The organism is Nesterenkonia halotolerans (genome assembly GCF_014874065.1).
Lineage (GTDB): Bacteria > Actinomycetota > Actinomycetes > Actinomycetales > Micrococcaceae > Nesterenkonia > Nesterenkonia halotolerans.
The window spans coordinates 1,578,927-1,597,380 of sequence record NZ_JADBEE010000001.1; the positions used below are offsets into that span (position 1 = coordinate 1,578,927).

17 protein-coding genes and 3 riboswitches are annotated in these 18,454 nt (G+C 65.9%); of the genes, 13 read left to right on the plus strand and 4 right to left on the minus strand.

Features of this window, described 5'->3' with window-relative positions; genetic code table 11:
* Positions 1 to 57: 57 nt before the first annotated feature.
* From panD to H4W26_RS07260, 7 genes are all read left to right on the plus strand, one after another.
* Positions 58 to 480, plus strand: a complete 423-nt coding sequence (panD, locus tag H4W26_RS07230) for an aspartate 1-decarboxylase (protein WP_192591410.1) — start codon at positions 58 to 60, stop codon at positions 478 to 480.
* Positions 481 to 666: 186 nt separating this feature from the next.
* Positions 667 to 1,131 carry a hypothetical protein gene (locus H4W26_RS07235; RefSeq protein ID WP_192591411.1) on the plus strand — a complete coding sequence of 155 codons (465 nt, stop codon included), beginning with the start codon at positions 667 to 669 and terminating at the stop codon, positions 1,129 to 1,131.
* Between the two features lie 95 nt (positions 1,132 to 1,226).
* Complete coding sequence (locus H4W26_RS07240; RefSeq protein ID WP_192591412.1) at positions 1,227 to 2,198, plus strand: hypothetical protein; 972 nt, start codon at positions 1,227 to 1,229, stop codon at positions 2,196 to 2,198.
* Positions 2,185 to 3,318, plus strand: a complete 1,134-nt coding sequence (locus H4W26_RS07245) for an ATP-binding protein (RefSeq protein WP_192591413.1) — start codon at positions 2,185 to 2,187, stop codon at positions 3,316 to 3,318. Before H4W26_RS07240 ends, H4W26_RS07245 begins: the two co-directional genes overlap by 14 nt.
* 141 nt (positions 3,319 to 3,459) lie before the next feature.
* A riboswitch (SAM riboswitch) is annotated at positions 3,460 to 3,571 on the plus strand.
* Between the two features lie 9 nt (positions 3,572 to 3,580).
* Positions 3,581 to 4,456 (plus strand): ABC transporter ATP-binding protein, encoded by an 876-nt coding sequence (locus tag H4W26_RS07250; RefSeq protein WP_192591414.1) that lies wholly within the window; start codon positions 3,581 to 3,583, stop codon positions 4,454 to 4,456.
* 176 nt (positions 4,457 to 4,632) lie between these two features.
* The gene (locus H4W26_RS07255) at positions 4,633 to 5,715 is read left to right on the plus strand and encodes an aliphatic sulfonate ABC transporter substrate-binding protein (protein WP_192591415.1); all 1,083 of its coding nucleotides are present in this window, start codon (positions 4,633 to 4,635) and stop codon (positions 5,713 to 5,715) included.
* Positions 5,712 to 6,548, plus strand: coding sequence for an ABC transporter permease (locus H4W26_RS07260; RefSeq protein ID WP_192591416.1), 837 nt, complete (start codon positions 5,712 to 5,714; stop codon positions 6,546 to 6,548). Before H4W26_RS07255 ends, H4W26_RS07260 begins: the two co-directional genes overlap by 4 nt.
* A 102-nt stretch (positions 6,549 to 6,650) precedes the next feature.
* Here the strand turns inward: H4W26_RS07260 and H4W26_RS07265 are convergent, their stop codons facing one another.
* Entirely contained in the window at positions 6,651 to 8,054 is a 1,404-nt protein-coding gene (locus H4W26_RS07265; protein WP_225939628.1) for an LLM class flavin-dependent oxidoreductase, read from the minus strand.
* Between the two features lie 91 nt (positions 8,055 to 8,145).
* A complete protein-coding gene (locus H4W26_RS07270) occupies positions 8,146 to 9,360 on the minus strand; it encodes an acyl-CoA dehydrogenase family protein (RefSeq protein ID WP_225939629.1) in 1,215 nt (404 codons plus the stop codon).
* Between the two features lie 5 nt (positions 9,361 to 9,365).
* A riboswitch (SAM riboswitch) is annotated at positions 9,366 to 9,452 on the minus strand.
* 183 nt (positions 9,453 to 9,635) lie between these two features.
* A riboswitch (SAM riboswitch) is annotated at positions 9,636 to 9,722 on the plus strand.
* 8 nt (positions 9,723 to 9,730) lie between these two features.
* Between H4W26_RS07270 and H4W26_RS07275 the strand changes: the two genes are divergently transcribed.
* The 4 genes from H4W26_RS07275 (at position 9,731) to H4W26_RS07290 (ending at position 14,212) form a co-directional block, all read left to right on the plus strand.
* On the plus strand, positions 9,731 to 10,261 hold the full coding sequence (locus H4W26_RS07275; RefSeq protein ID WP_192591419.1) for a flavin reductase family protein: 531 nt from the start codon (positions 9,731 to 9,733) through the stop codon (positions 10,259 to 10,261).
* 80 nt (positions 10,262 to 10,341) lie between these two features.
* On the plus strand, positions 10,342 to 12,384 hold the full coding sequence (gene acs, locus H4W26_RS07280; protein WP_449867030.1) for an acetate--CoA ligase: 2,043 nt from the start codon (positions 10,342 to 10,344) through the stop codon (positions 12,382 to 12,384).
* Positions 12,381 to 13,676, plus strand: a complete 1,296-nt coding sequence (locus H4W26_RS07285) for an O-acetylhomoserine aminocarboxypropyltransferase/cysteine synthase family protein (protein ID WP_192591421.1) — start codon at positions 12,381 to 12,383, stop codon at positions 13,674 to 13,676. Before acs ends, H4W26_RS07285 begins: the two co-directional genes overlap by 4 nt.
* Positions 13,676 to 14,212 carry a CoA-binding protein gene (locus H4W26_RS07290; protein WP_192591422.1) on the plus strand — a complete coding sequence of 179 codons (537 nt, stop codon included), beginning with the start codon at positions 13,676 to 13,678 and terminating at the stop codon, positions 14,210 to 14,212. Before H4W26_RS07285 ends, H4W26_RS07290 begins: the two co-directional genes overlap by 1 nt.
* A gap of 64 nt (positions 14,213 to 14,276) precedes the next feature.
* Here the strand turns inward: H4W26_RS07290 and H4W26_RS07295 are convergent, their stop codons facing one another.
* Positions 14,277 to 15,938, minus strand: a complete 1,662-nt coding sequence (locus H4W26_RS07295; protein ID WP_192591423.1) for a helix-turn-helix transcriptional regulator — start codon at positions 15,936 to 15,938, stop codon at positions 14,277 to 14,279.
* A gap of 78 nt (positions 15,939 to 16,016) precedes the next feature.
* Between H4W26_RS07295 and H4W26_RS07300 the strand changes: the two genes are divergently transcribed.
* Positions 16,017 to 16,223: a hypothetical protein gene (locus H4W26_RS07300; protein WP_192591424.1), complete on the plus strand. Its 207-nt coding sequence runs from the start codon at positions 16,017 to 16,019 to the stop codon at positions 16,221 to 16,223.
* An 82-nt stretch (positions 16,224 to 16,305) separates the two neighbouring features.
* On the opposite strand, the gene H4W26_RS07305 is transcribed toward H4W26_RS07300, so the two are convergent.
* Complete coding sequence (locus H4W26_RS07305; RefSeq protein WP_192591425.1) at positions 16,306 to 17,244, minus strand: AAA family ATPase; 939 nt, start codon at positions 17,242 to 17,244, stop codon at positions 16,306 to 16,308.
* Positions 17,245 to 17,749: 505 nt separating this feature from the next.
* Here H4W26_RS07305 and H4W26_RS07310 point away from each other — a divergent pair.
* Positions 17,750 to 18,391 (plus strand): SipW-dependent-type signal peptide-containing protein, encoded by a 642-nt coding sequence (locus tag H4W26_RS07310; RefSeq protein WP_192591426.1) that lies wholly within the window; start codon positions 17,750 to 17,752, stop codon positions 18,389 to 18,391.
* The last annotated feature ends 63 nt before the right edge of the window (positions 18,392 to 18,454 follow it).

Consider the following 18,454-nt stretch of genomic DNA (forward strand, 5'->3'; position numbering starts at 1 on the left):
GGGGAACCTGTTCATCCATCCCGGCGCTTCGCCGGCTTCGTCGAAAGTGAGCCCTTCATGCTGAGGACCGTCATGGGCGGGAAGATCCACCGCGCCACGGTCACCCACGCGGATCTGCACTACGTAGGTTCCGTCACGGTGGACTCCGACCTCCTGGACGCCGCCGGAATCGTCGAGGGCGAGAAGGTCCAGGTCGTCGACATCACCAACGGTGCGCGGATCGAGACCTACACCATCGCCGGGCCCCGTGGGACCGGAGTCATCGGCATCAACGGCGCAGCCGCCCACCTGGTACATCCAGACGACCTGGTCATCCTGATCTCCTACGTGATGGTCGACGCGGCAGAGTTGGCCGGGCACCAGCCACAGGTCGTCCACGTGGACACGCAGAATCGAATCGTGCAGATCGGCAACGACCCCGCCGAACCGGTGCCGGGCGCCGTCGACCAGGTGAATCCGCGGACCGCGGTGCTGCACTGAGCTGAGCTGCGAGCGAGCTGGGCCGCTCGGGGCTGTCAGTAGCTGGGTTGTTCATCCGGAGCAGAACTGGACTGCATCAGGGCTCTTCAGCGGTCATGGCCGTGACACGGAGCCACAGTTCGGGCTAGGTTCGATTCAGTCACGCAGTACAGAGACACTGCAGTCATCGGCAGAACGGAGTTGATCATGAAACTGTTCACATTGGGCACAGGCATCGCCATCGGCTACCTCATCGGCAGCAAGCGAGGCAGAGCAGAATTTGAGCGCACGCTCAGCACCGTGAAGAAGAACGCCGCCGAGAAGTGGAAGGACCCCAAGGTCCAGGAGCAGGTCACCAAGGCCGAGGACACCGCCAAGAAATACGCCTCCGAAGCGGCAGGGTCCGTGAAGAAGCGCGCCGAAGACGCCAAGGGACCCGTGGCCGATGCCGCAGTGGATGCCGCAGCCCGGGTCGAGGAAGCCGCGAAGAAGGCCGGCGGCCCCGCAGAGAAGGTGGCTGGCCAGGCCTCCGCAAAGGTCAACGAGAAGGCCGGAGCCGCAGGACAGAAGTCCGGCTCCTCCTCCACCGGATCATCCTCCGGGTCCAGCACCGGCTCGACGACCGGCACCACAGGCTCGAACTCGAACAACGGCTCGAGCTCCAGCAGCTGAGCCTGAGGGCTCGAGCGCTGAACCCTTGAGCTGGCCGTGGTGCCTGCCCGCCGTGCGTGGGGCAGGCACCACGGCCAACCTATATCCTGAGAGCTATGCCGCCTGAGACCATCGACGCACGACTGATCATCGATACCCTCGCGAACCGTTCGATGAACGCGTTCGCCGAGGTGCCGCGCCACGACCAGCTCATCCGTCTGGCGCTGCGCCGGCGTCGCGTGGAGCTGCGCCCCGTCGGCGAGCGCAGCCTGGTCTTCGTCTTCGGCGGCGTGGTGGTCGGCGGGATGGACGCCACCGTGACCACCCTGGTCAGCGCCCACGCACGGCGCATCACCTCTGATCCGAACCTGCTGCGGCGACACCTGGAGATCCAGGAGATCCCCGTGGAGCCGCAGGTCGTCACGATGGAGCCTGCGGAGCCGCAGGCTGCGGCCCTCGAGCCTGGGGCTGAACCTGAGGCGACCGGGGAAGCGCCGGCCGAGCAGCAGGCTGCCGAACCCGAGCCACAGACTGCCGACGAGAGTTCACAGACTCCGGCGCCTCCCGCGAACAGCGTCCGCGTCTTCGTCGTCGGAGATCGGGTCTGCGCCGCGCTGCTCCGGGTGTCTCCCGTGGTCCTCGGCGACGGGACCTCGACCCTCCGTGAGCTCCTGGAGCAGGATGCCGTGGCTCGTGGCCGCCATGCTCTGGTCGCCTCTCCACCGGAGTGGGACCCGACCGCCCAGGCCGCGGGATCCGATGTGGACACACGGGTCCCGGCCTCGAACGAGCTGGTGCACCTCGGTGAGTCACGGGAGATCTCCGGCGGGGGTCTGCACATCGATCTCACCGACGAGTTCCCCGACTCGCTGCAGGAACTTGCCGTCGAGGCCGTGGCCGCAGTGCCCGGACTCAATGCCGCCGCCGTCGACCTGGAAGTCATCGACCTGGAGACCGCTGAGGGCGCGTTCGTTCGGGCCGTGCTGCCCGAGGCCGATATCAGCCCCGCCCACTACCCCGCGTATGGGGATTCCCATGACGTCGCGGGAGCCATCGCTGAGGAGATCCTGCTTCGTGCATCCCGATAATCACAGCGCCACGGCCGTGAGCGAGACCATGCCCCCGGCACCGCCCGCTCGGCCCGCCCTGGAACGCAGCGCCACGCCCAGCGCGCTCGAGAGCTTCATCGCCGAACATCTGGAGCCCGCGTTCGACCAGCTGCACCGCTGGCAGAACATCATGGACCACGAGATGCTGCTGCACCGCGCCGCCCGGCGAAAGAAGATGACGATCACGAAGATCAACGACTCCAATGTTCTCTTCTTCCTTTCCGGCATGGTGGTCGGTGGGATGGACACTGTCGTGACCTCTCTGGTCAGCCATCAGGCACGCCGAGTCTCAGCCTCCAAGGCCATGACCAAGAAATACCTGCAGGCCGCTGAGGTTCCCACGCCCAAGGGACGGGCGATCAACCCCACCGAGTTCACCCGCGCGGTGCAGCACCTGAAGAAGTCCGACGGCCCGGTGACGGTCAAGCCCTCCGCCGGGCGCGCGGGGCGGGGCATCACCACGGACATCACCACTCGGGAGCAGCTGCGGCAGGCGTGGACCTCCGCGATGGCGGCCCGTTCGGCCACCTCCAGCGCGCGCTACGTGATCATGGTGGAGGAACACCGTGCGGGACTGGACCTCCGCGCCTGCGTGGTCGGCGAGACCGTGGTCGGCGCGATCGCTCGCATCCCGTTCTACGTCATCGGCGACGGCGTGAGCACGGTCGCCGAACTGGCCGCCGCGGAGATCCAGCGCCGGCAGAGCAATGCATATCTTGCGACCCGGCAGCCCCGCGTCACGGACACCTTCCTGGCGCCGATGGGAATCACGACCGAGACGGTCCCTGACCACGGAGCCCTGCAGCTGCTGACGCCGACGGCGGACACCGCCCGCGGCGGTGGGCTCACCGTGGACGTCCTGGACCTGCTCAGCGATGAGCTCAAGGATCTCGCCGTGGACGGACTGCTGGCGGTGCCCGGCCTCGGCGCCGCTGCGGTGGACATGCTGGCACCGGAGCTCGGGTCGGCCGCGGAGGCCGTGGTCCTGGACGTGAATCCCTACGCGAACCTGATGCAGTTCCACTACCCCGCCTACGGCGCCGCGCGGCGGATCAACGATCCGATCCTGGACCAGCTGCTGCACCGCGCCTCACGCTGATCCAACGGTCAGGATGCCCCTCCCGCCTGGCCCCTGACCCCCTCTCCTCCGCCGACACGAGACCGAACTTGTGTGTCGTTTTGTCTCACCCATTGAACTCAGTTTTGATCAGATTCTGCGCCTGTGCGTATTCTGGTGGCTGTACCATCCCGAGCGGCCGAGAGATCTGGCTCGTCGACGCCGCAGCAACCCGGGCAGGGACACCTGGATCAGGTGTCTTTTCGCCGGGTGCTACCGCCAGGATCGATGGGAGTATCCTCTGATGATTTTGCCTGCCTCCACCCTGACCGAGGACGACGTGAGCGCCAAAGGCGCTGCCACCGATTCCTCCGGCGCGTCACCCGTGGCATCCAGCCGGCCGGGCTACACCTCACTCGATGTCCGACTCAGCGGCGTCGGCCGGTCCTTCGGCGACCACACCGTGCTGCGCGACGTCAGCCTGACCGTTGCTCCCGGCGAAGTGCTCGCCATTCTGGGCTCCTCGGGCTGCGGGAAATCCACTCTGCTGCGCGCCGTCGGCGGTCTCGACACCGGCAGCACCGGGGAGATCCTGATCAACGGCTCACCGGTGCAGCGCTATGACGAGCGCACCGCCGTCGGATTCCAGGAGCCGCGCCTGCTGCCCTGGCGCTCGATCTACAAGAACATCAGCCTCGGCCTGCCGCGGAGCCTGTCCAAGGCTGAGGGCCGCGAGCGGGTGGATGAGCTCCTGGAACTGGTCGGGCTGAAGGACCGCGCTGCACTGCGGCCCCGGGAGATCTCCGGCGGCATGGCGCAGCGCGCCTCGCTGGCGCGTGCGCTGGCTCGCCGACCCGGAGTGCTGCTCCTCGACGAGCCCTTCGGCGCCCTGGACGCGCTGACTCGCCTGAAGATGCAGGACCTGCTCCTCGACGTCCATGCACAGACCGGCACCACCGTGCTGCTGGTCACCCATGATGTGGATGAGGCGCTGCAGCTGGCCGACCGCGTGCTGCTGCTGGGCAAGAACGCCCAAGACCCCACAGCCGCCGAGGGAGCGACCATCGCGCGACTGCTGAATGTGCCGGGGTCTCGCCCCCGAGATCGCGCCTCGGCCGAGCTTGCAGCTCTGCGCGGCGAGCTTTTCTCCGGTCTCGGCGTGGATTCTCACACCCACTGACTCCTCAAAGCATGACGAAGCACGCCTGTCCCCGCGCGGCCTCTCCGCCGAGTCGATTCAGGTAGACCTGCAGATGACCCGTCACTCTCCGGGAACTCGTCACGGAACTTTGCTGAACATAACTCCTCGGGCTCCGCTCGAAGTCGCCCACCGTTGAAGAACTGAAAGGCTCTCCCATGCCCCGCACCACCGCTTCCCACTCGTTCGTAGCCTCCCACGGATCCGCCGCAAAGGCGGTCTCTGTCGCCGCCGTCGTCGCCCTGCTCGCCACGGCCTGCGGAGGAAACGGTGGCGAGGACGAGCAACTGGAGACGCTGAACATCGACTTCGCCACGTACAACCCGCTCAGCCTGATCATCCTGGAGAACGGCTGGCTGGAAGAGGAGCTGGAGGAGCTCGACGTCGATGTGAAGTGGGTGCAGTCCACGGGCTCGAACGTCGCCAATGAGAACCTGCGCGCCGGCAACATCGACGTGGGATCCACTGCAGGCTCCGCCGCCCTGCTCAACCGCGCCGTCGGCGCGGACACCCACACGATCATGATCGAGAACCAGCCGGAGTGGTCTGCGCTGGTCACCAACGGCGACTCTGACATCGAATCGGTGGAGGACCTCGAAGGGGCCTCGATCGCCGCCACCCCTGCGACGGACCCCTACTTCTTCATGGCCCGCTCGCTGCAGGAGGCCGGGCTCAGCGTGGATGACGTGGAGGTCCAGTCCCTGCAGCATGCCGACGGATGGCAGGCACTCGCCAACGGCGACGTGGACGCCTGGGCCGGCCTTGATCCCATCATGGCCGGCGCCGAAGCCGACGGCGCCGAGCTGCTCTATCGCAACGTCGACTTCAACACCTACTCGGTGATCAATGCGACCGGCGAGTTCGTCGAGGACCACCCAGACATCGCTCAGATCGTGGTCAACGTCTACGAGCAGGCGCGCGAGTGGGCCAAGGAGAACCCCGAGGGCACCGCGGAGATCCTGGCGGAGTACGCCGGTCTCGAGCCAGAGATCGCCGAGGCCGTCATCACCGAGCGCACCAACTTCGAAGTGGATCCGGTGCCGGGAGACGATGTCCGCGCCGCGATGGAGGCGGCCGGGCCGTTCTTCGTGGAGAACGGCGACGTGGACAGCCAGGAGGCGGTGGACGAGGCGCTGGATTCACTGTTCTACACCGAGTTCGCCGAGAACATCGAGGCCACCGACGCCGAAGGCACCGAGGACGCCGCCGACGAGGCCGATATCGAGGAGACTGACGAGTGACCGAGACCCTTCGCGCAGCACCCACCACCCAGCCGGCGGACGGACCGGCCCGAACACCACGGCAACGACGGCGCAGGAAGCTGCCCGGGGGCGGACTGCTGATCGGCGCCGTCGTCCCGGTGCTGCTGCTGGGGGTGTGGTGGCTGGTCACCGACGGCACCGGCACCTTCAGTCCGGTTCAGCTTCCCGCTCCACAGACGGTCTTCAGCGCCGGGATCGGGCTCTTCGAGTCCGGGGATCTGATCGATCACATGACGATCTCGCTGCAGCGCGTGCTGCTGGGCTTCGCCGCCGGGGCGGGACTCGGACTGGCTCTGGGCTCGCTGCTCGGTCTCTCCTCCATCGCCGACGCCCTGCTGCACCCGACCGTCGGCGCCTTCCGCGCCGTGCCCTCGCTCGCCTGGGTCCCACTGCTGCTGCTCTGGGTCGGGATCGACGAGGACTCGAAGGTCATCCTGATCGCCATCGGCGCCTTCTTCCCGGTGTTCACCGCCGTACACTCGGCGCTGCGACACGTGGATGCCCAGCTGGTGGAGGCCGGACGCGCCTTCGGGTTCCACGGTGTGCGGCTCCTCGGCACGGTGCAGCTGCCCGCCGTCGTGCCCAGCGTGTTCTCCGGACTGCGCCTGGGCCTGGCTCAGGCCTGGCTGTTCCTGGTGGCCGCGGAGCTGCTGGCCTCCTCCGAAGGGCTGGGCTTCCTGCTGGATGAATCTCGGAACAACGGGCGCACGGACCGGCTGCTGCTGGCGATCGTGCTGCTGGCACTGCTGGGCAAGCTCACCGACACGCTGCTCGGCATCGTCGAGCGCAAGGCCCTCAAGACCTGGGCCTGAACCCGCGCTCCAGCGTTTTACCGGGGCTTCCGCGTTCTACCGGCCACACCATCGGCCAGGTAGAACCCGGAAGCCCCGGTATTTTGCGTTGAGAAGGGGCGCTCAGCCCTTGCGGCGGAGCTGGAACTGCGCGCCGTGGTGGTCTTCGGGAAGGTGATCGCCTGCGCCGAAAAGCTTGTTGCGCAGCGTGCCCGGGGCGTACTCGGTCTTGTACCGACCGAGCCGCTGCAGCTCGGGCACCACATGCTCCACCACATCCTCGAAGGTCCCGGGAGTGATGTGGTAGGCGAGGTTGAACCCGTCCACGTCGGTCTCCTCCTGCCACTCGATCAGCTGCTGCGCCGCGCTCGGACCGTCGCCGATGATGACGGGGCCGAAGCCGCCGACGCCGACCCACTCGGCCAGCTGCCGGACGGTCCAGACCTCGTCCTCCCGCCCTGAGGCCTTCTGGAAGGTCTCCACGGTGGACTGGATGGCGTTGGACTTCACGTCGCCGATGGGCTGGTCCAGGTCGAACTGGCTCAGGTCGATGCCCATCCAGCCCGACATCAGCACCAGTCCGCCCTCGGCGTCGATGTACTGGGTGAGATCGTCGTACTTGGCCTGGGCGGCGTCGTTGTCCGGTCCGGTGACGATGGTCTGCATCGCGAAGATGCGCACCGAGTAGGGGTCCCGTCCGGCGTCGGCCACGGACTGGCGGATCTTGGCCACCGAGGCCTTGGCCAGCTCCTTGGTGGGTGGATTGATGAACATCGCCTCGGCATGCTTGCCGGCGAAGGCGCGGCCTCGGGTGGACGCCCCGGCCTGGTAGATCACGGGGGTCCGCTGCGGGGAAGGCTCCACCACTCCGATGCCGGGGGTCTTGAAGAACTCGCCGTGGTGTTCGATTCGATGCACCTTCTCCGGATCCGTGAACACCCCCGACGCCTTATCGGCCACCACCGCGTCATCCTCCCAGGAGCCCTCGAGCAGCTTGTAGACGACTTCGAGGTACTCGTCCGCATGGTCGTAGCGGCGGTCGTGCTCCATCTGGTCATCCTGGCCCATGTTCTGCGCAGCCGAGGGCAGATAACCGGTCACCACGTTCCAGCCGACGCGTCCACCGGTCAGGTGATCCAAGGTGCCGAGCCGGCGGGAGAATGGGTAGGGATGCTCGTAGGCGGTGCCGGCGGTGATGCCGAAGCCCAGGTTCTTGGTGACGGCGGCCATTGCGGAGACCAGCAGGAACGGGTCCTGCAAGGGGATCTGCGCCCCCGAGCGCAAGGCTGCATCGGGGTTTGAGCCGAACACGTCGTAGGGGCCCAGCACGTCAGCGATGAACAGCCCATCGAAGAGGCCCCGCTCGAGGATCTGCGCAACCTCGGTCCAGTAGCCGATGGTGTTGTACTCCCGGGCGCGGTCATCCGGGTGGCGCCAGAGCCCCGGAGACTGGTGGACCACGCAGTTCATGTCGAACGCGTTGAAGAGGATCTCGCGCTTACCGGCCTCGGTGGTGGGGTAGGTCATTCTCATGCTCCTTCAGAATCGGATCGAGCAGAACTGCATCCAACGGAATCGGATCCAGCTGTGGAAAGTCTGGGCGCCGCCGTGGGCAGTGTCAGACGAGCTGGGTGACGGCCGGGAGGTCTGGCTCGCCCACGCTCCACAGCCGCACCGGTTCGGTGCCGTTGACGCGGTGATCTCCGGCTATCCGGGCCTTGTACACCCAAGGGTTGTGGCTGGTGACCGTGCGGGCGTTGCGCCAATGACGGTCGAGACCGCGAGTCTGGCTGACTCCCGAGGCGCCGAGCACGTCGAAGATGCGCGTGACAGCTTCCAGCGCCGGTCGGTGCAGAGCCACCTGGGCGCGTCCAGTGGAGAGTTCGGCGGCGTTGGCGGCAGCGATCGCCTCCTCCGGCCCGGCAGTGCGCGCGGCGAAAGCGGCATCAAGATAGGTGGCCGTGTGGAGCACCTGTGCCCTGGCCAGCGCCGCAGCCGCATCCACCTCACCGATCACCTGGAGCAGCTGGGGGTCCGTGCGGGGTGTGCGAGTGTTGGCGTGGGTATAGGTGCGGGGACGCTCGTGCAGCAGTGCGGCCGCGTCTCGCGCTGCGGCTTCGACGATCCCGGCCAGGACGATCAGCAGGATGTGCTGGTACAGGGCCGTCTGGTAGGGGAAGCGGTCCGTGAGTCCACGCAGCTCCGAGGTCTGCACCGCGGCATCGGAGAGCCGTGCGGTCCCTGAACCTGTAGTGCGCTGACCGAATCCATCCCAGTCATCCTCGATCTGGACACCGGGCTGGTCCCGACGAACCAGCACCGCAAGCTCATTGTCGTCGGCGTCCCGAGCTGTGACATCGAGCCAGTCCGCGAAGATCGCCCCGGTGGTGTAGTACTTCACTCCGTTGACCACCGGTCCTGTGGAAGTCTCGCTGACCAGCGTCCCTGAACGGTGAAATCCGCCCTTGCCAGGTTCGGTCCACGCATTGCCCACCAGCTCACCGGCGGCGAGACGCGCCAGCCAGCCCTGCACAGGCTCTTCCCCCGCCGGGCGCCAGAGCAGGTCCTCCTCCACCGCGAAGTGCCCGCGCAGCACCTGGGGAAGATTGCTGTCCTGCGCCGCGAGCTCCAGGAGCACCACACTGGTCTGCACCCAGTCCAGCCCGCTGCCCCCGGAGGACAACGGAAGTCGGAGCCGACCGATGCCGGCGTCGGCGAGGGTGCGCACCTGTTCACGGGCCAGTTCCCTATGGCGTTCACGATCCAGGGCAGAGAGCCCGGCGCGCTCCACAGCGTCTCGAAGCTCAGCAGAGACAGGCAGATGTATGTTCATACTTTCCTCCATCGATTCTGGCGGTAGCACCCGGCAATCCCGGGTTGCTGCGACGTCGACGGGCCAGATCCCTCAGTCGCTCTGGATGGTGATGGGCTCAAATATAGAGGACAAGCATGCTGTTTCGTCAAATGGTCATGACTTCACATGTCGTCGTGTGTTCATTCACGGACCTGAACACACTAGGTTGCCGGGAGGCTCCGGACGTCATACGGCGTCTCACAGTGCGAACAAATCTTGCTGCTCCACGGTGCGAGCCCGTAGCTTTGAACCTGTAGCCATCCCGAGCGGCTGAGAGATCTGGCTCAGAGACGCCGCAGCAACCCGGATATGCCGGGTGCTAACGCCAGGACCGATGGAGTTGATCAATATGTCTGTCCCTGCTCGTACTCTCGAAGATCCTGCAGCCGCATCTCGCGTGGACTCTTTTGCGCTGCGCCATGCCCTCGCTCAGTTCCCGCAAGGCGTGGTCGCGGTTGGCGCGGAGGTCGACGGCTCCCCCGAGGCGATCATCGCGTCCACCTTCACGGTGGGAGTCTCCCTGGAGCCGCCGTTGGTCACCCTCGCGGTGCAGCACGATTCCTCCACCTGGCCCAAACTCGAGCGCAGCGGCAGTGAGCTGGGTATCTCGGTGCTGGGCCGGGATCAGAACGGGCTCTGCCGGCAGATCGCCTCGAAGGACCGCGCGAACCGCTTCACCGGGGTGGAGTACCAGCTCCACGGTTCCGCCCTGCTGCTCGAAGGCGTGCCGATGTGGCTGCGCACCCGTATCTACGACCAGGTCAGGGCCGGTGACCACGACATCATCGTGCTGGAGATCCTGGATCTGGGATTCACCGAGGACGCCGCCGGTCTGGTCTTCCACCAGCACGAGTTCAAGACCCTGACCCCCCTGAGCTGACCCTGAAGGACCCCTCGTTGACCACCTCGCGCTCCCCTGCCCTGGACACAGCCGCGCCCTCTTCGACGGCGCAGCGCGCTGTGTTCCCCGCAGACCCGCTGGTCGCAGATGTCCACAGCTGGGCCGACCCGACTGACGAGGACCAGCGCCTGGCGTTCTGGTCCGAGGCCGCCACCCTGCTCGACTGGGCCACACCGTGGGAGAACACCCACACCTGGACTCCGCCCGACCCGACCACCAAGCGCGGCCCGAGGATCGGCTGGTACGAGGGTGGGACGCTCAACGCGGCCGTGAACTGCGTGGATCGCCACATCGCCGCCGGGCGCGGCGAGACGATCGCGCTGCACTTCGAGGGCGAGCCCGGTGACCGCGAGGATGTCAGCTACGCCGAGCTGGGCCGCCGGGTCAATCAGGCGGCCAATGCGCTGACCGCCATGGGCATCACTCGTGGCGACCGTGTGGTCATCTACCTGCCGGTGCTGGTGGAAACCATCGTGATCACGCTGGCCTGCGCCCGGCTCGGTGCGGTGCACTCGCTGGTCTTCGGAGGCTTCTCCGCCGAGGCGCTGAAGTTCCGCGTGGAGGACACCGGGGCGAAGCTGCTGGTCACCACGGATGGTCAGTTCCGCCGCGGCAAGGCAGTCCCGGTGAAGGCCAATGCCGACGCCGCCGTGGCCGAGGCGACCACCGAGCACGGCGGGAACCTTGAGCACGTCCTGGTCATCAACCGCACCGACTCCCCCATCGAGTGGACGCCTGGGCGTGACCTCTGGTGGCACGAGGTGGTGGAGACTGCCTCCACCGAGCATGCCCCGGAGTTCTTCGAGGCCGAGACCGAGCTGTTCATCATGTACACCTCCGGGACCACCGGCAAGCCCAAGGGATTGGTCCACACCACCGGCGGCTACCTGACCGGAGCGCTCTACACCTACCTGCGGCTCTTCGCCCATCCGGATCCGGCCCGGCGCACCCATGACGTCCACTGGTGCACGGCTGACCTGGCCTGGGTGACCGCACACACCTATGAGATCTACGGTCCGCTGGCCGCTGGCGCCACCCAGGTGATATTCGAGGGGACGCCGAACACTCCGCACGAAGGACGCCACTTTGAGATCATCGAACGGCACAGGGTGACCACCTACTACACCGCTCCGACCCTGGTGCGCTCACTGATGGGATGGTTCCCCGAGGGCGTTCCGGCGCAGTACGACCTCTCCTCGATCCGGCTCGCCGGCACCGTGGGCGAGGCCGTCAACCCCGAGGCCTGGCACTGGATCCGCCGCGAGATCGGCAGAAACACCACCGACGACGCCGGAAGACCCGCACTTCCCATGGTGGACACCTGGTGGCAGTCCGAATCCGGCTCCACGGTGCTCTCCCCGCGTCCGGAGGACGCGCAGCTCAAGCCCGGCGCGGCCAGCCGCGAGTTGCCGGGCTGGGGCGCAGCCGTCGTCGATGATGCCGGCCGAACCGTCCCCCACGGAACCCAGGGAAATATCGTGCTCACCCATACCGGCCCGTCGATGGCGCGCACGGTCTGGGGCAATCCCGAACGCTATTTCACCTCCTATTGGGAGAAATACGCTGATCAGGGTTGGTTCCTCGCGGGCGACGGCGCACGGAAGGATGAGGACGGAGACCTCTGGATCCTGGGCCGGATCGATGATGTCATCAACATCTCCGGGCACCGGCTCTCCACGATCGAGATCGAATCTGCGCTGATCTCCCACCCCGATGTGGTCGAGGCCGGGGTCTGCCCGGTCTTTGATGAGATGACCGGGCATGCCGCCGTCGCCTTCACCGTGCTGACCACTGCGGCCCGCGAGCGCCTGGAAGCCGCTGGTGGAGCCGGAAGCGCGGCAGAGCGTGAGCTGCTCGGCGCCCTGCGCAGCCATGTGGGCGAGGTGATCGGTCCGGTGGCAAAGCCGCGCAGCGTGATCCCGGTGCCAGAGGTGCCCAAGACCCGTTCCGGGAAGATCATGCGCCGGCTGCTGACCCAGCTGCATGACGGTGAGACCCTCGGGGACACCACAAGCCTGCAGAATGAACCCTGTGTTCCAAAAATTGAAGAGATCTGCCAACGGCGCGGGACCGCGCCGAGAAAAGAAGAGGTAGCTCCATGAGCGATCGCCAGTTCGGCTTCCGCACCCGCGCCCTGCACGCCGGGGCCGTCCCCGATGCCGTCTACGGTTCGCGTGCCGTGCCCATCCACCAGTCCACCTCCTTCGTCTTCAAGGACACCGCAGACGCCGCGAACCTCTTCGCGCTGCAGAAGTACGGCAACATCTACTCGCGCATCGGCAACCCCACGGTCTCCGCGCTGGAGGAACGGATCGCCTCACTCGAAGGCGGCATCGGTGCGGTGGCCACCGCCTCGGGGATGAGTGCTGAGTTCCTGGTCTTCGCGGCACTGTGCGGCTCCGGGGATCACATCGTGGCCAGCTCCAAGCTCTACGGCGGCACCATCACCCAGCTCGATGTCACGCTGCGGCGGTTCGGGATCGAGACCACCTTTGTGGACTCGCTGGAGCCCACAGACTATGAGGCCGCGATGCAGGAGAACACCAAGGTGGTCTATACCGAGGTGGTCGCGAACCCCAGCTCGGACATCGCTGACCTGCGCGGACTCTCCGAGGTCGCACATCAGCACGGCGTGCCGCTGGTGGTGGACTCCACGCTGACCACCCCATACCTGATCCGCCCCTTCGAATACGGCGCGGACATCGTGATCCACTCCGTCACCAAGTTCATGGGTGGTCACGGCACCACCCTGGGCGGGGTCATCGTGGAATCCGGTGAGTTCCCCTGGGACAACGGGAACTTCCCCGCGATGACCGAACCCGTGGCCTCCTACGGCGGACTCTCCTGGTGGGGCAACTTCGGCGAATACGGCTTCCTCACCAAGCTGCGCGCCGAGCAGCTGCGAGACATCGGACCCTCCCTCGGCCCGCAGGCGGCGTTCAACCTGATCCAGGGCATCGAGACCCTGCCCCAGCGGATCGACGAGCACGTGGCCAACGCCCAGAAGGTGGCGGAATGGCTCGAAGCCGATGAGCGCGTGGACTACGTGAACTACGCGGGTCTGCCCTCCCATGCAGATCATGACCGCGCCAAGGAGATGCTGCCCAAGGGCGTGGGCTCGGTCTTCAGCTTCGGCATCCGCGGCGGCCGGGAGACCGGGGCCCGCTTCATCGAGGCCCTGCAGCTCGCCAGTCACCTGGCTAATGTGGGTGATGTGCGCACCCTGATCCTGCACCCGGGATCCACCACCCACCAGCAGCTCTCCCCGGAGCAGATGAGCGCAGCCGGCATCCCGGAGGACCTGATCCGGATCTCGGTGGGCATCGAGGACGTCGATGACATCATCTGGGACCTGGACCAGGCGCTGAGCACCGCAGTCGAAGGAGACAAGTGATGAGCGAGCAGACCCTGACCAACGACGACGAGGCCACGGCCGAACATCCCCATGGCCGCTGGACCGCGCCGTCGCCCTCGCGTCGCCTGCAGCTGCTGCGCAGCGCGAAGTCCGTGGCGATCGTGGGCATGTCCGACAAGCCCGCGCGCGCCAGCTACTTCGTGGCCACCTACCTGATGAGCTCCTCGAGCTACACGGTCTACTTCGTGAACCCGCGGCTCCAAGAGGTGCTGGGCCAGCCGGTCTACGCCTCGCTGAAGGACCTTCCCGAGGTGCCGGACATCGTTGACATCTTCCGCCGCCCCGAGGATGTTCCCGCCATCGCGGAGGAGGCTGCCGAGATCGGCGCGAAGACGATCTGGGCGCAGCTCGGGATCAGCTCCGAGGAAGCCATGCAGCTTGCTCAGGACGCTGGGCTCAACGCGGTGCAGGACCGCTGCATGAAGATCGAGCACGGCCGGTTCCACGGCAACCTGCACCTCTCCGGCTTCAACACCGGGGTCATCTCGGCGAAGCGGCAGATCCTCGACGGCTGAGTGCGGCTGCCGGGCCCGAGTCACGTTGCGCTGAACGGCGCCCGGCGCCCGGCGGCCGTCGACCTCAGCCGCCGGCTGTCCCGTGGCGCAGCCGGTGTCGGATCTCGTCGCGGGAGCTCACATCGAACTTGGTCAGCGCATTGCGCACATGGAAGTCGATGGTGCGCACGGAGACCCCCAGTTCCTCGGCGATCTCCTTATTGGTCCATCCGTCAGCGATCAGAACAGCGACCTGGCGCTCCCGCCCCGACAGCCCGTCCAGAGGGCCGGTGTGGTCGTTCGCCACGCTCTCGCGGAGCGTCTCCGGCTTCAGAGTGGGGATGATTCCCGCCGGTGTCATCGCCGGAGACGGCCCCTGGACGGGCGGGACCCGTTTGAGCGGAGCGTGCCGGTCCAACCGTGGCCTCAGCGCAGAGAGCTGCTCCAAGGCCAGCTGCAGAAGCCCCGGCGAACCCACGCGGGTGAACAGCGCGATGGACCACTCAAGCCCCTCGATCACGGTCACGCGATTCCGTTTCAGCTCCTGGGGATAGGCGATGACCAGCGCACCCATATCCAGGTATGTGAAGGCTCTGAAGAGCCGGAACCCACCGGCATCAGAGGTCTGCTGCGTCAGGTGCATCGGAGGCTGGGCTTCGAGCCACTCGTCGACCCGCGCGAATCGTCGCATGGCTTCGGTCGGGTCGTGCCTCCCCCAGGCTTGGAAGCCTTCCATATAGTCCACGACCGACCCCTCGAACTGCGGCGCGACGGGGCAGTCACCGGCTTGGACGACGCGTTGCACCGAGGGGATCATGGAACTCAGTCCGGCGTAGTAGGCCGCACGGACCAGCAACAGCACCGCGTCGATTTCGACGTTCATCCAGCCACCGGCCTCATCACGAAGTCGCAGCAGGTGCCGCACGGCGCGCGCGTGATCGGAATCCACCACGGCCGTCCAGGCGTACAGGTGTTCCAGCGCAGAAGACACCAGCACCCCCGCGTCCTTGCGCACAGCCGAGATCTCTTCGATCATGGGGGCGACGTCGGCGGAGCGACCTCTGCTGATCGGTATCAATGCCCAGGTCAGATAGGCGACAAGCGCCGTGGCATCCTCTCGCCTCAGCAGTGCGCTGTCCGTCGCGGCTACCGCCACGTCCATCGCCTCTTTCCAGAGTCCAGCCGTGAACAACACCCGAGCCAACTGGGCCTTCGCGAAGGTCAAGAACCTCATGTCAGGGGTCACCGCCATGACACCGGAGAGGTCCGCATACGCCCCGACCGGGTCGCCGAGATAGCGACGCCTGGCGCCTCTCGCCGACTTCAGACCCACCTGGAAGGCTTCGGAGTTGGGTATCTGCTCGAGTCTCTGAATCTCGTGAGAAATTTCAGCCTCGGCCTCCTGGACCGTGCGAGGATCCTGAGCATCGAAGACCTGCCATAGTTGAATGAAGGCGCTCAAACCAGCCGCATGCGCTCGCTCCCATTCCATCGCCTCTCGAGGTGCATCACCATGGTCCTGCGCGGCCAGGCGCTGGTCGAGATGCTGCTCCCTGACCGCAAGCATGCGCAGCGTCTCACGCTTTGCGGCCTCGGCGCGGCCAGGAGTGCCCATGATGCCCAGGTCCGCCGCCACCAGGGCGACGGCCTGTGCGAAGACCAGTGCCGCGGGGTCCTCGGGCTCGACTCGGGTCTGCCGTTCCAGCGCTGCGACGGCCTCCGGCAGGTTGTCGCGGTCCAGCGCCACGAGTGCGAGCCCGCCTTGTCACAGTGGACCAGGTTTGAGGCATCGGAGCGATGACTCATACGGCGGGAAGCAATCGAGGTGCCCCAGGATCGCTCCGAAGTACAACAGATCCTGGAGTGCCTGCGCGTCAGCCTTCAGGCTCGTCACGGCGAGGAAATGTTGGAACGCCTGTTCCAGGTCACCGCGCAGGAGGGAATCCGCGGCGGCATCGCGCAGATCGTGGATCAGCTCACTGATGGGCTCAGAGTCGGGCAGGACTCGGGCGATCTCCACGCGGTGGGTTAGGGCAGCAACACCATCGACGATGCCTATCAGTTTCCTGTGAAGCTCCATAAACTCCGTGGGACACAGCAGCGCCAGCAGCGCTTCACAGATGAGACCGTTGCGAATCTTGTATCCGAACAACCTCTCGCCAGACCGCCAGACCTGATTCCAGGACGTCGGAAAGGTCCGCAGGAGAATCCAGCGCGAAGGCGATCTGATGCTTTGCCAGTGGCACGGAAGAGACGGCGAGGAGGCGCAGCACCTCTCTCGTCTCTTCACTCAGCGGCACCAGAGCCTCTTCGAATGCTCGCCGCATCCACTGAGCTGCAGGTCCGGCCTTCGTCGCATTGATCGACATGGCCAGTCGTCGGGTACCGATGGAAGTGGCCGAGAGGTGGCGCCCCACCTCGTGCACCAGCAGAGGGTAGCCGGCGGTCTGCGCCTGCACCGTGTCGACCACGCCGGCGCTCAGCGGAGTGGTCAGATACTGCGCCAGGAGCTCTTTCGTCTCGGCTGGACGGAACGGGTCGACCCGGATATGAGTCCCGTTCGGGCTGTTCCGAGCGAAAGCGCTGAGCCGATTGACCTCCGGTCGGGCGGATGGGCGTCCAGACATCACCACCAGGACTGGCGCGTCTCGAAGCAGGGTGCAGATGCGCAGAAGAGCCTCAGCCGACTCACTGTCGATCCATTGGGTGTTGATCAGCGCGATCACCGTCGGACGACGCAGGGTCTGTGCCCGCTGCAGGCCTTCGCTCACGAGCTCGTCCACGCTCTGGTCGCGCAGCTGCGTCTCAGGTGGAAGCACGAGCCGACGCAGCAGATCTCCGGAGATCTCACTCTGCGCCTGGTCCAGGACGACGACGATCTCCCGCCAGTCCTCGAAGTCCGCGAACGCGTCCCGAAGGAGCGTCCCCTTGCCCACGCCCGCAAAACCCTCGAGATAGACGACCTGCGCCCGGCGCGCCGCCGCCAGGAGTGCAGACTGTCGGACCAGCGCAAGCTCCTGCTCGCGTCCGACGCGAGGACCTTCAGTGCCCAAAGAGTCCTCCAATATTGTGAATGTAACTCCGCTCACAGTACGGCTCTCGTTGTCGGCTTATCACTGCGCTTGTCAGATTACGCTGGCGGCGCTAAGCACGGTGCGCCCAGTTCAATCCTGAATCCAGGAATTTCAGATCAAAGCCCGTCGCCGCAACGCACATAGGCCGCACAAGCCACACATCTGCAATGGGGGGGCGGAGTGCGCGGCCACGCAAGGTAAACCACCCGCGCCAGCCAGCCCGGCCCAATGCTTGACTGACACTTCGTCACCTGACCATCCGGCTCGGGCCAAGCGCCCACATTCGCGCGTCTGAGCCTTGTTCGCCTCTGGAGGTACCGCGCGGTAACTATCTTCGAGTTTCTTTCGGAAAACTCTTGAATTGCGCACCACCATTTACTACGTTAACTGCTCACGAGGCACTAATGTTCAGCAGTTATGACCTAATCCTCAACAGGTTATTTCTCCCAGTAGTCGCCACCCCACTAAGACCGCTAGGAGACAAATGCCGGAGAACACGCCTCATCAGAACGTGCCGCAGCGCAGAAGGAAGGTCCAGGCTGTGCTCGCAGGAGGACTTGTGCTCGGCATCGGTGCCGCTGTCACGCTCGCCGCCTGGAATGATTCTGAGTTTGCCGAGGGTATCTTCACCGCAGGAAACTTCAACCTCGTGGGCTCCACCGAGGACGACCCATCATCCTTCACAGACCACAACGTGAATGAAGCAGATGAAGTCGCCGCGCTGACATTCGACGCAGGCAACATCGTCCCGGGTGAGACCGTGTACGCCCCGTTCCACGTGCGCCTAGACGAAGACACCACCGTGGACGGGAGCATTGAGGCGGCAGAGGGTGTCGAGCTTGCCGCGGAGGGCGAGAACACGGAGTTCTTGGCGTATTCCCTGCACCGCACATCCGATTGCAGTTCGGGCGGAGTTTCTGAGAGCACACCCATCGCCGAGTCGGGCAGTCTGGCGCCCGGGCCGGTGCCACTCGCTGAGGCAATCCCTCTCGAGTCCAATGGTGATGACGTCGCGGGAGAGACCATCTCATTCTGCTTCGTCGTGTCGGCGGACGATAGCGATCTCGTTGAATCGGCAAGTGCCACCGCGACATGGGAGTTCCTGGCAGTCTCCGACGACGCCTGACCGTTGCTCGCGGAATACTCGTACGCAGCTGATGGGCACCGGGACTTATTCAGCTGGTGATGC

Bases quoted from the DNA above. Each gene is read 5' to 3' on its own strand.
- panD (WP_192591410.1), top strand. From the start codon at position 58: ATGCTGAGGACCGTCATGGGCGGGAAGATCCACCGCGCCACGGTCACC.
- H4W26_RS07255 (WP_192591415.1), top strand. From the start codon at position 4,633: ATGCCCCGCACCACCGCTTCCCACTCGTTCGTAGCCTCCCACGGATCC.
- H4W26_RS07265 (WP_225939628.1), bottom strand. From the start codon at position 8,054: ATGACCTACCCCACCACCGAGGCCGGTAAGCGCGAGATCCTCTTCAAC.
- H4W26_RS07275 (WP_192591419.1), top strand. From the start codon at position 9,731: ATGTCTGTCCCTGCTCGTACTCTCGAAGATCCTGCAGCCGCATCTCGC.
- H4W26_RS07240 (WP_192591412.1), top strand. From the start codon at position 1,227: ATGCCGCCTGAGACCATCGACGCACGACTGATCATCGATACCCTCGCG.
- H4W26_RS07270 (WP_225939629.1), bottom strand. From the start codon at position 9,360: ATGAACATACATCTGCCTGTCTCTGCTGAGCTTCGAGACGCTGTGGAG.
- H4W26_RS07250 (WP_192591414.1), top strand. From the start codon at position 3,581: ATGATTTTGCCTGCCTCCACCCTGACCGAGGACGACGTGAGCGCCAAA.
- H4W26_RS07310 (WP_192591426.1), top strand. From the start codon at position 17,750: ATGCCGGAGAACACGCCTCATCAGAACGTGCCGCAGCGCAGAAGGAAG.
- H4W26_RS07235 (WP_192591411.1), top strand. From the start codon at position 667: ATGAAACTGTTCACATTGGGCACAGGCATCGCCATCGGCTACCTCATC.
- H4W26_RS07290 (WP_192591422.1), top strand. From the start codon at position 13,676: ATGAGCGAGCAGACCCTGACCAACGACGACGAGGCCACGGCCGAACAT.
- H4W26_RS07285 (WP_192591421.1), top strand. From the start codon at position 12,381: ATGAGCGATCGCCAGTTCGGCTTCCGCACCCGCGCCCTGCACGCCGGG.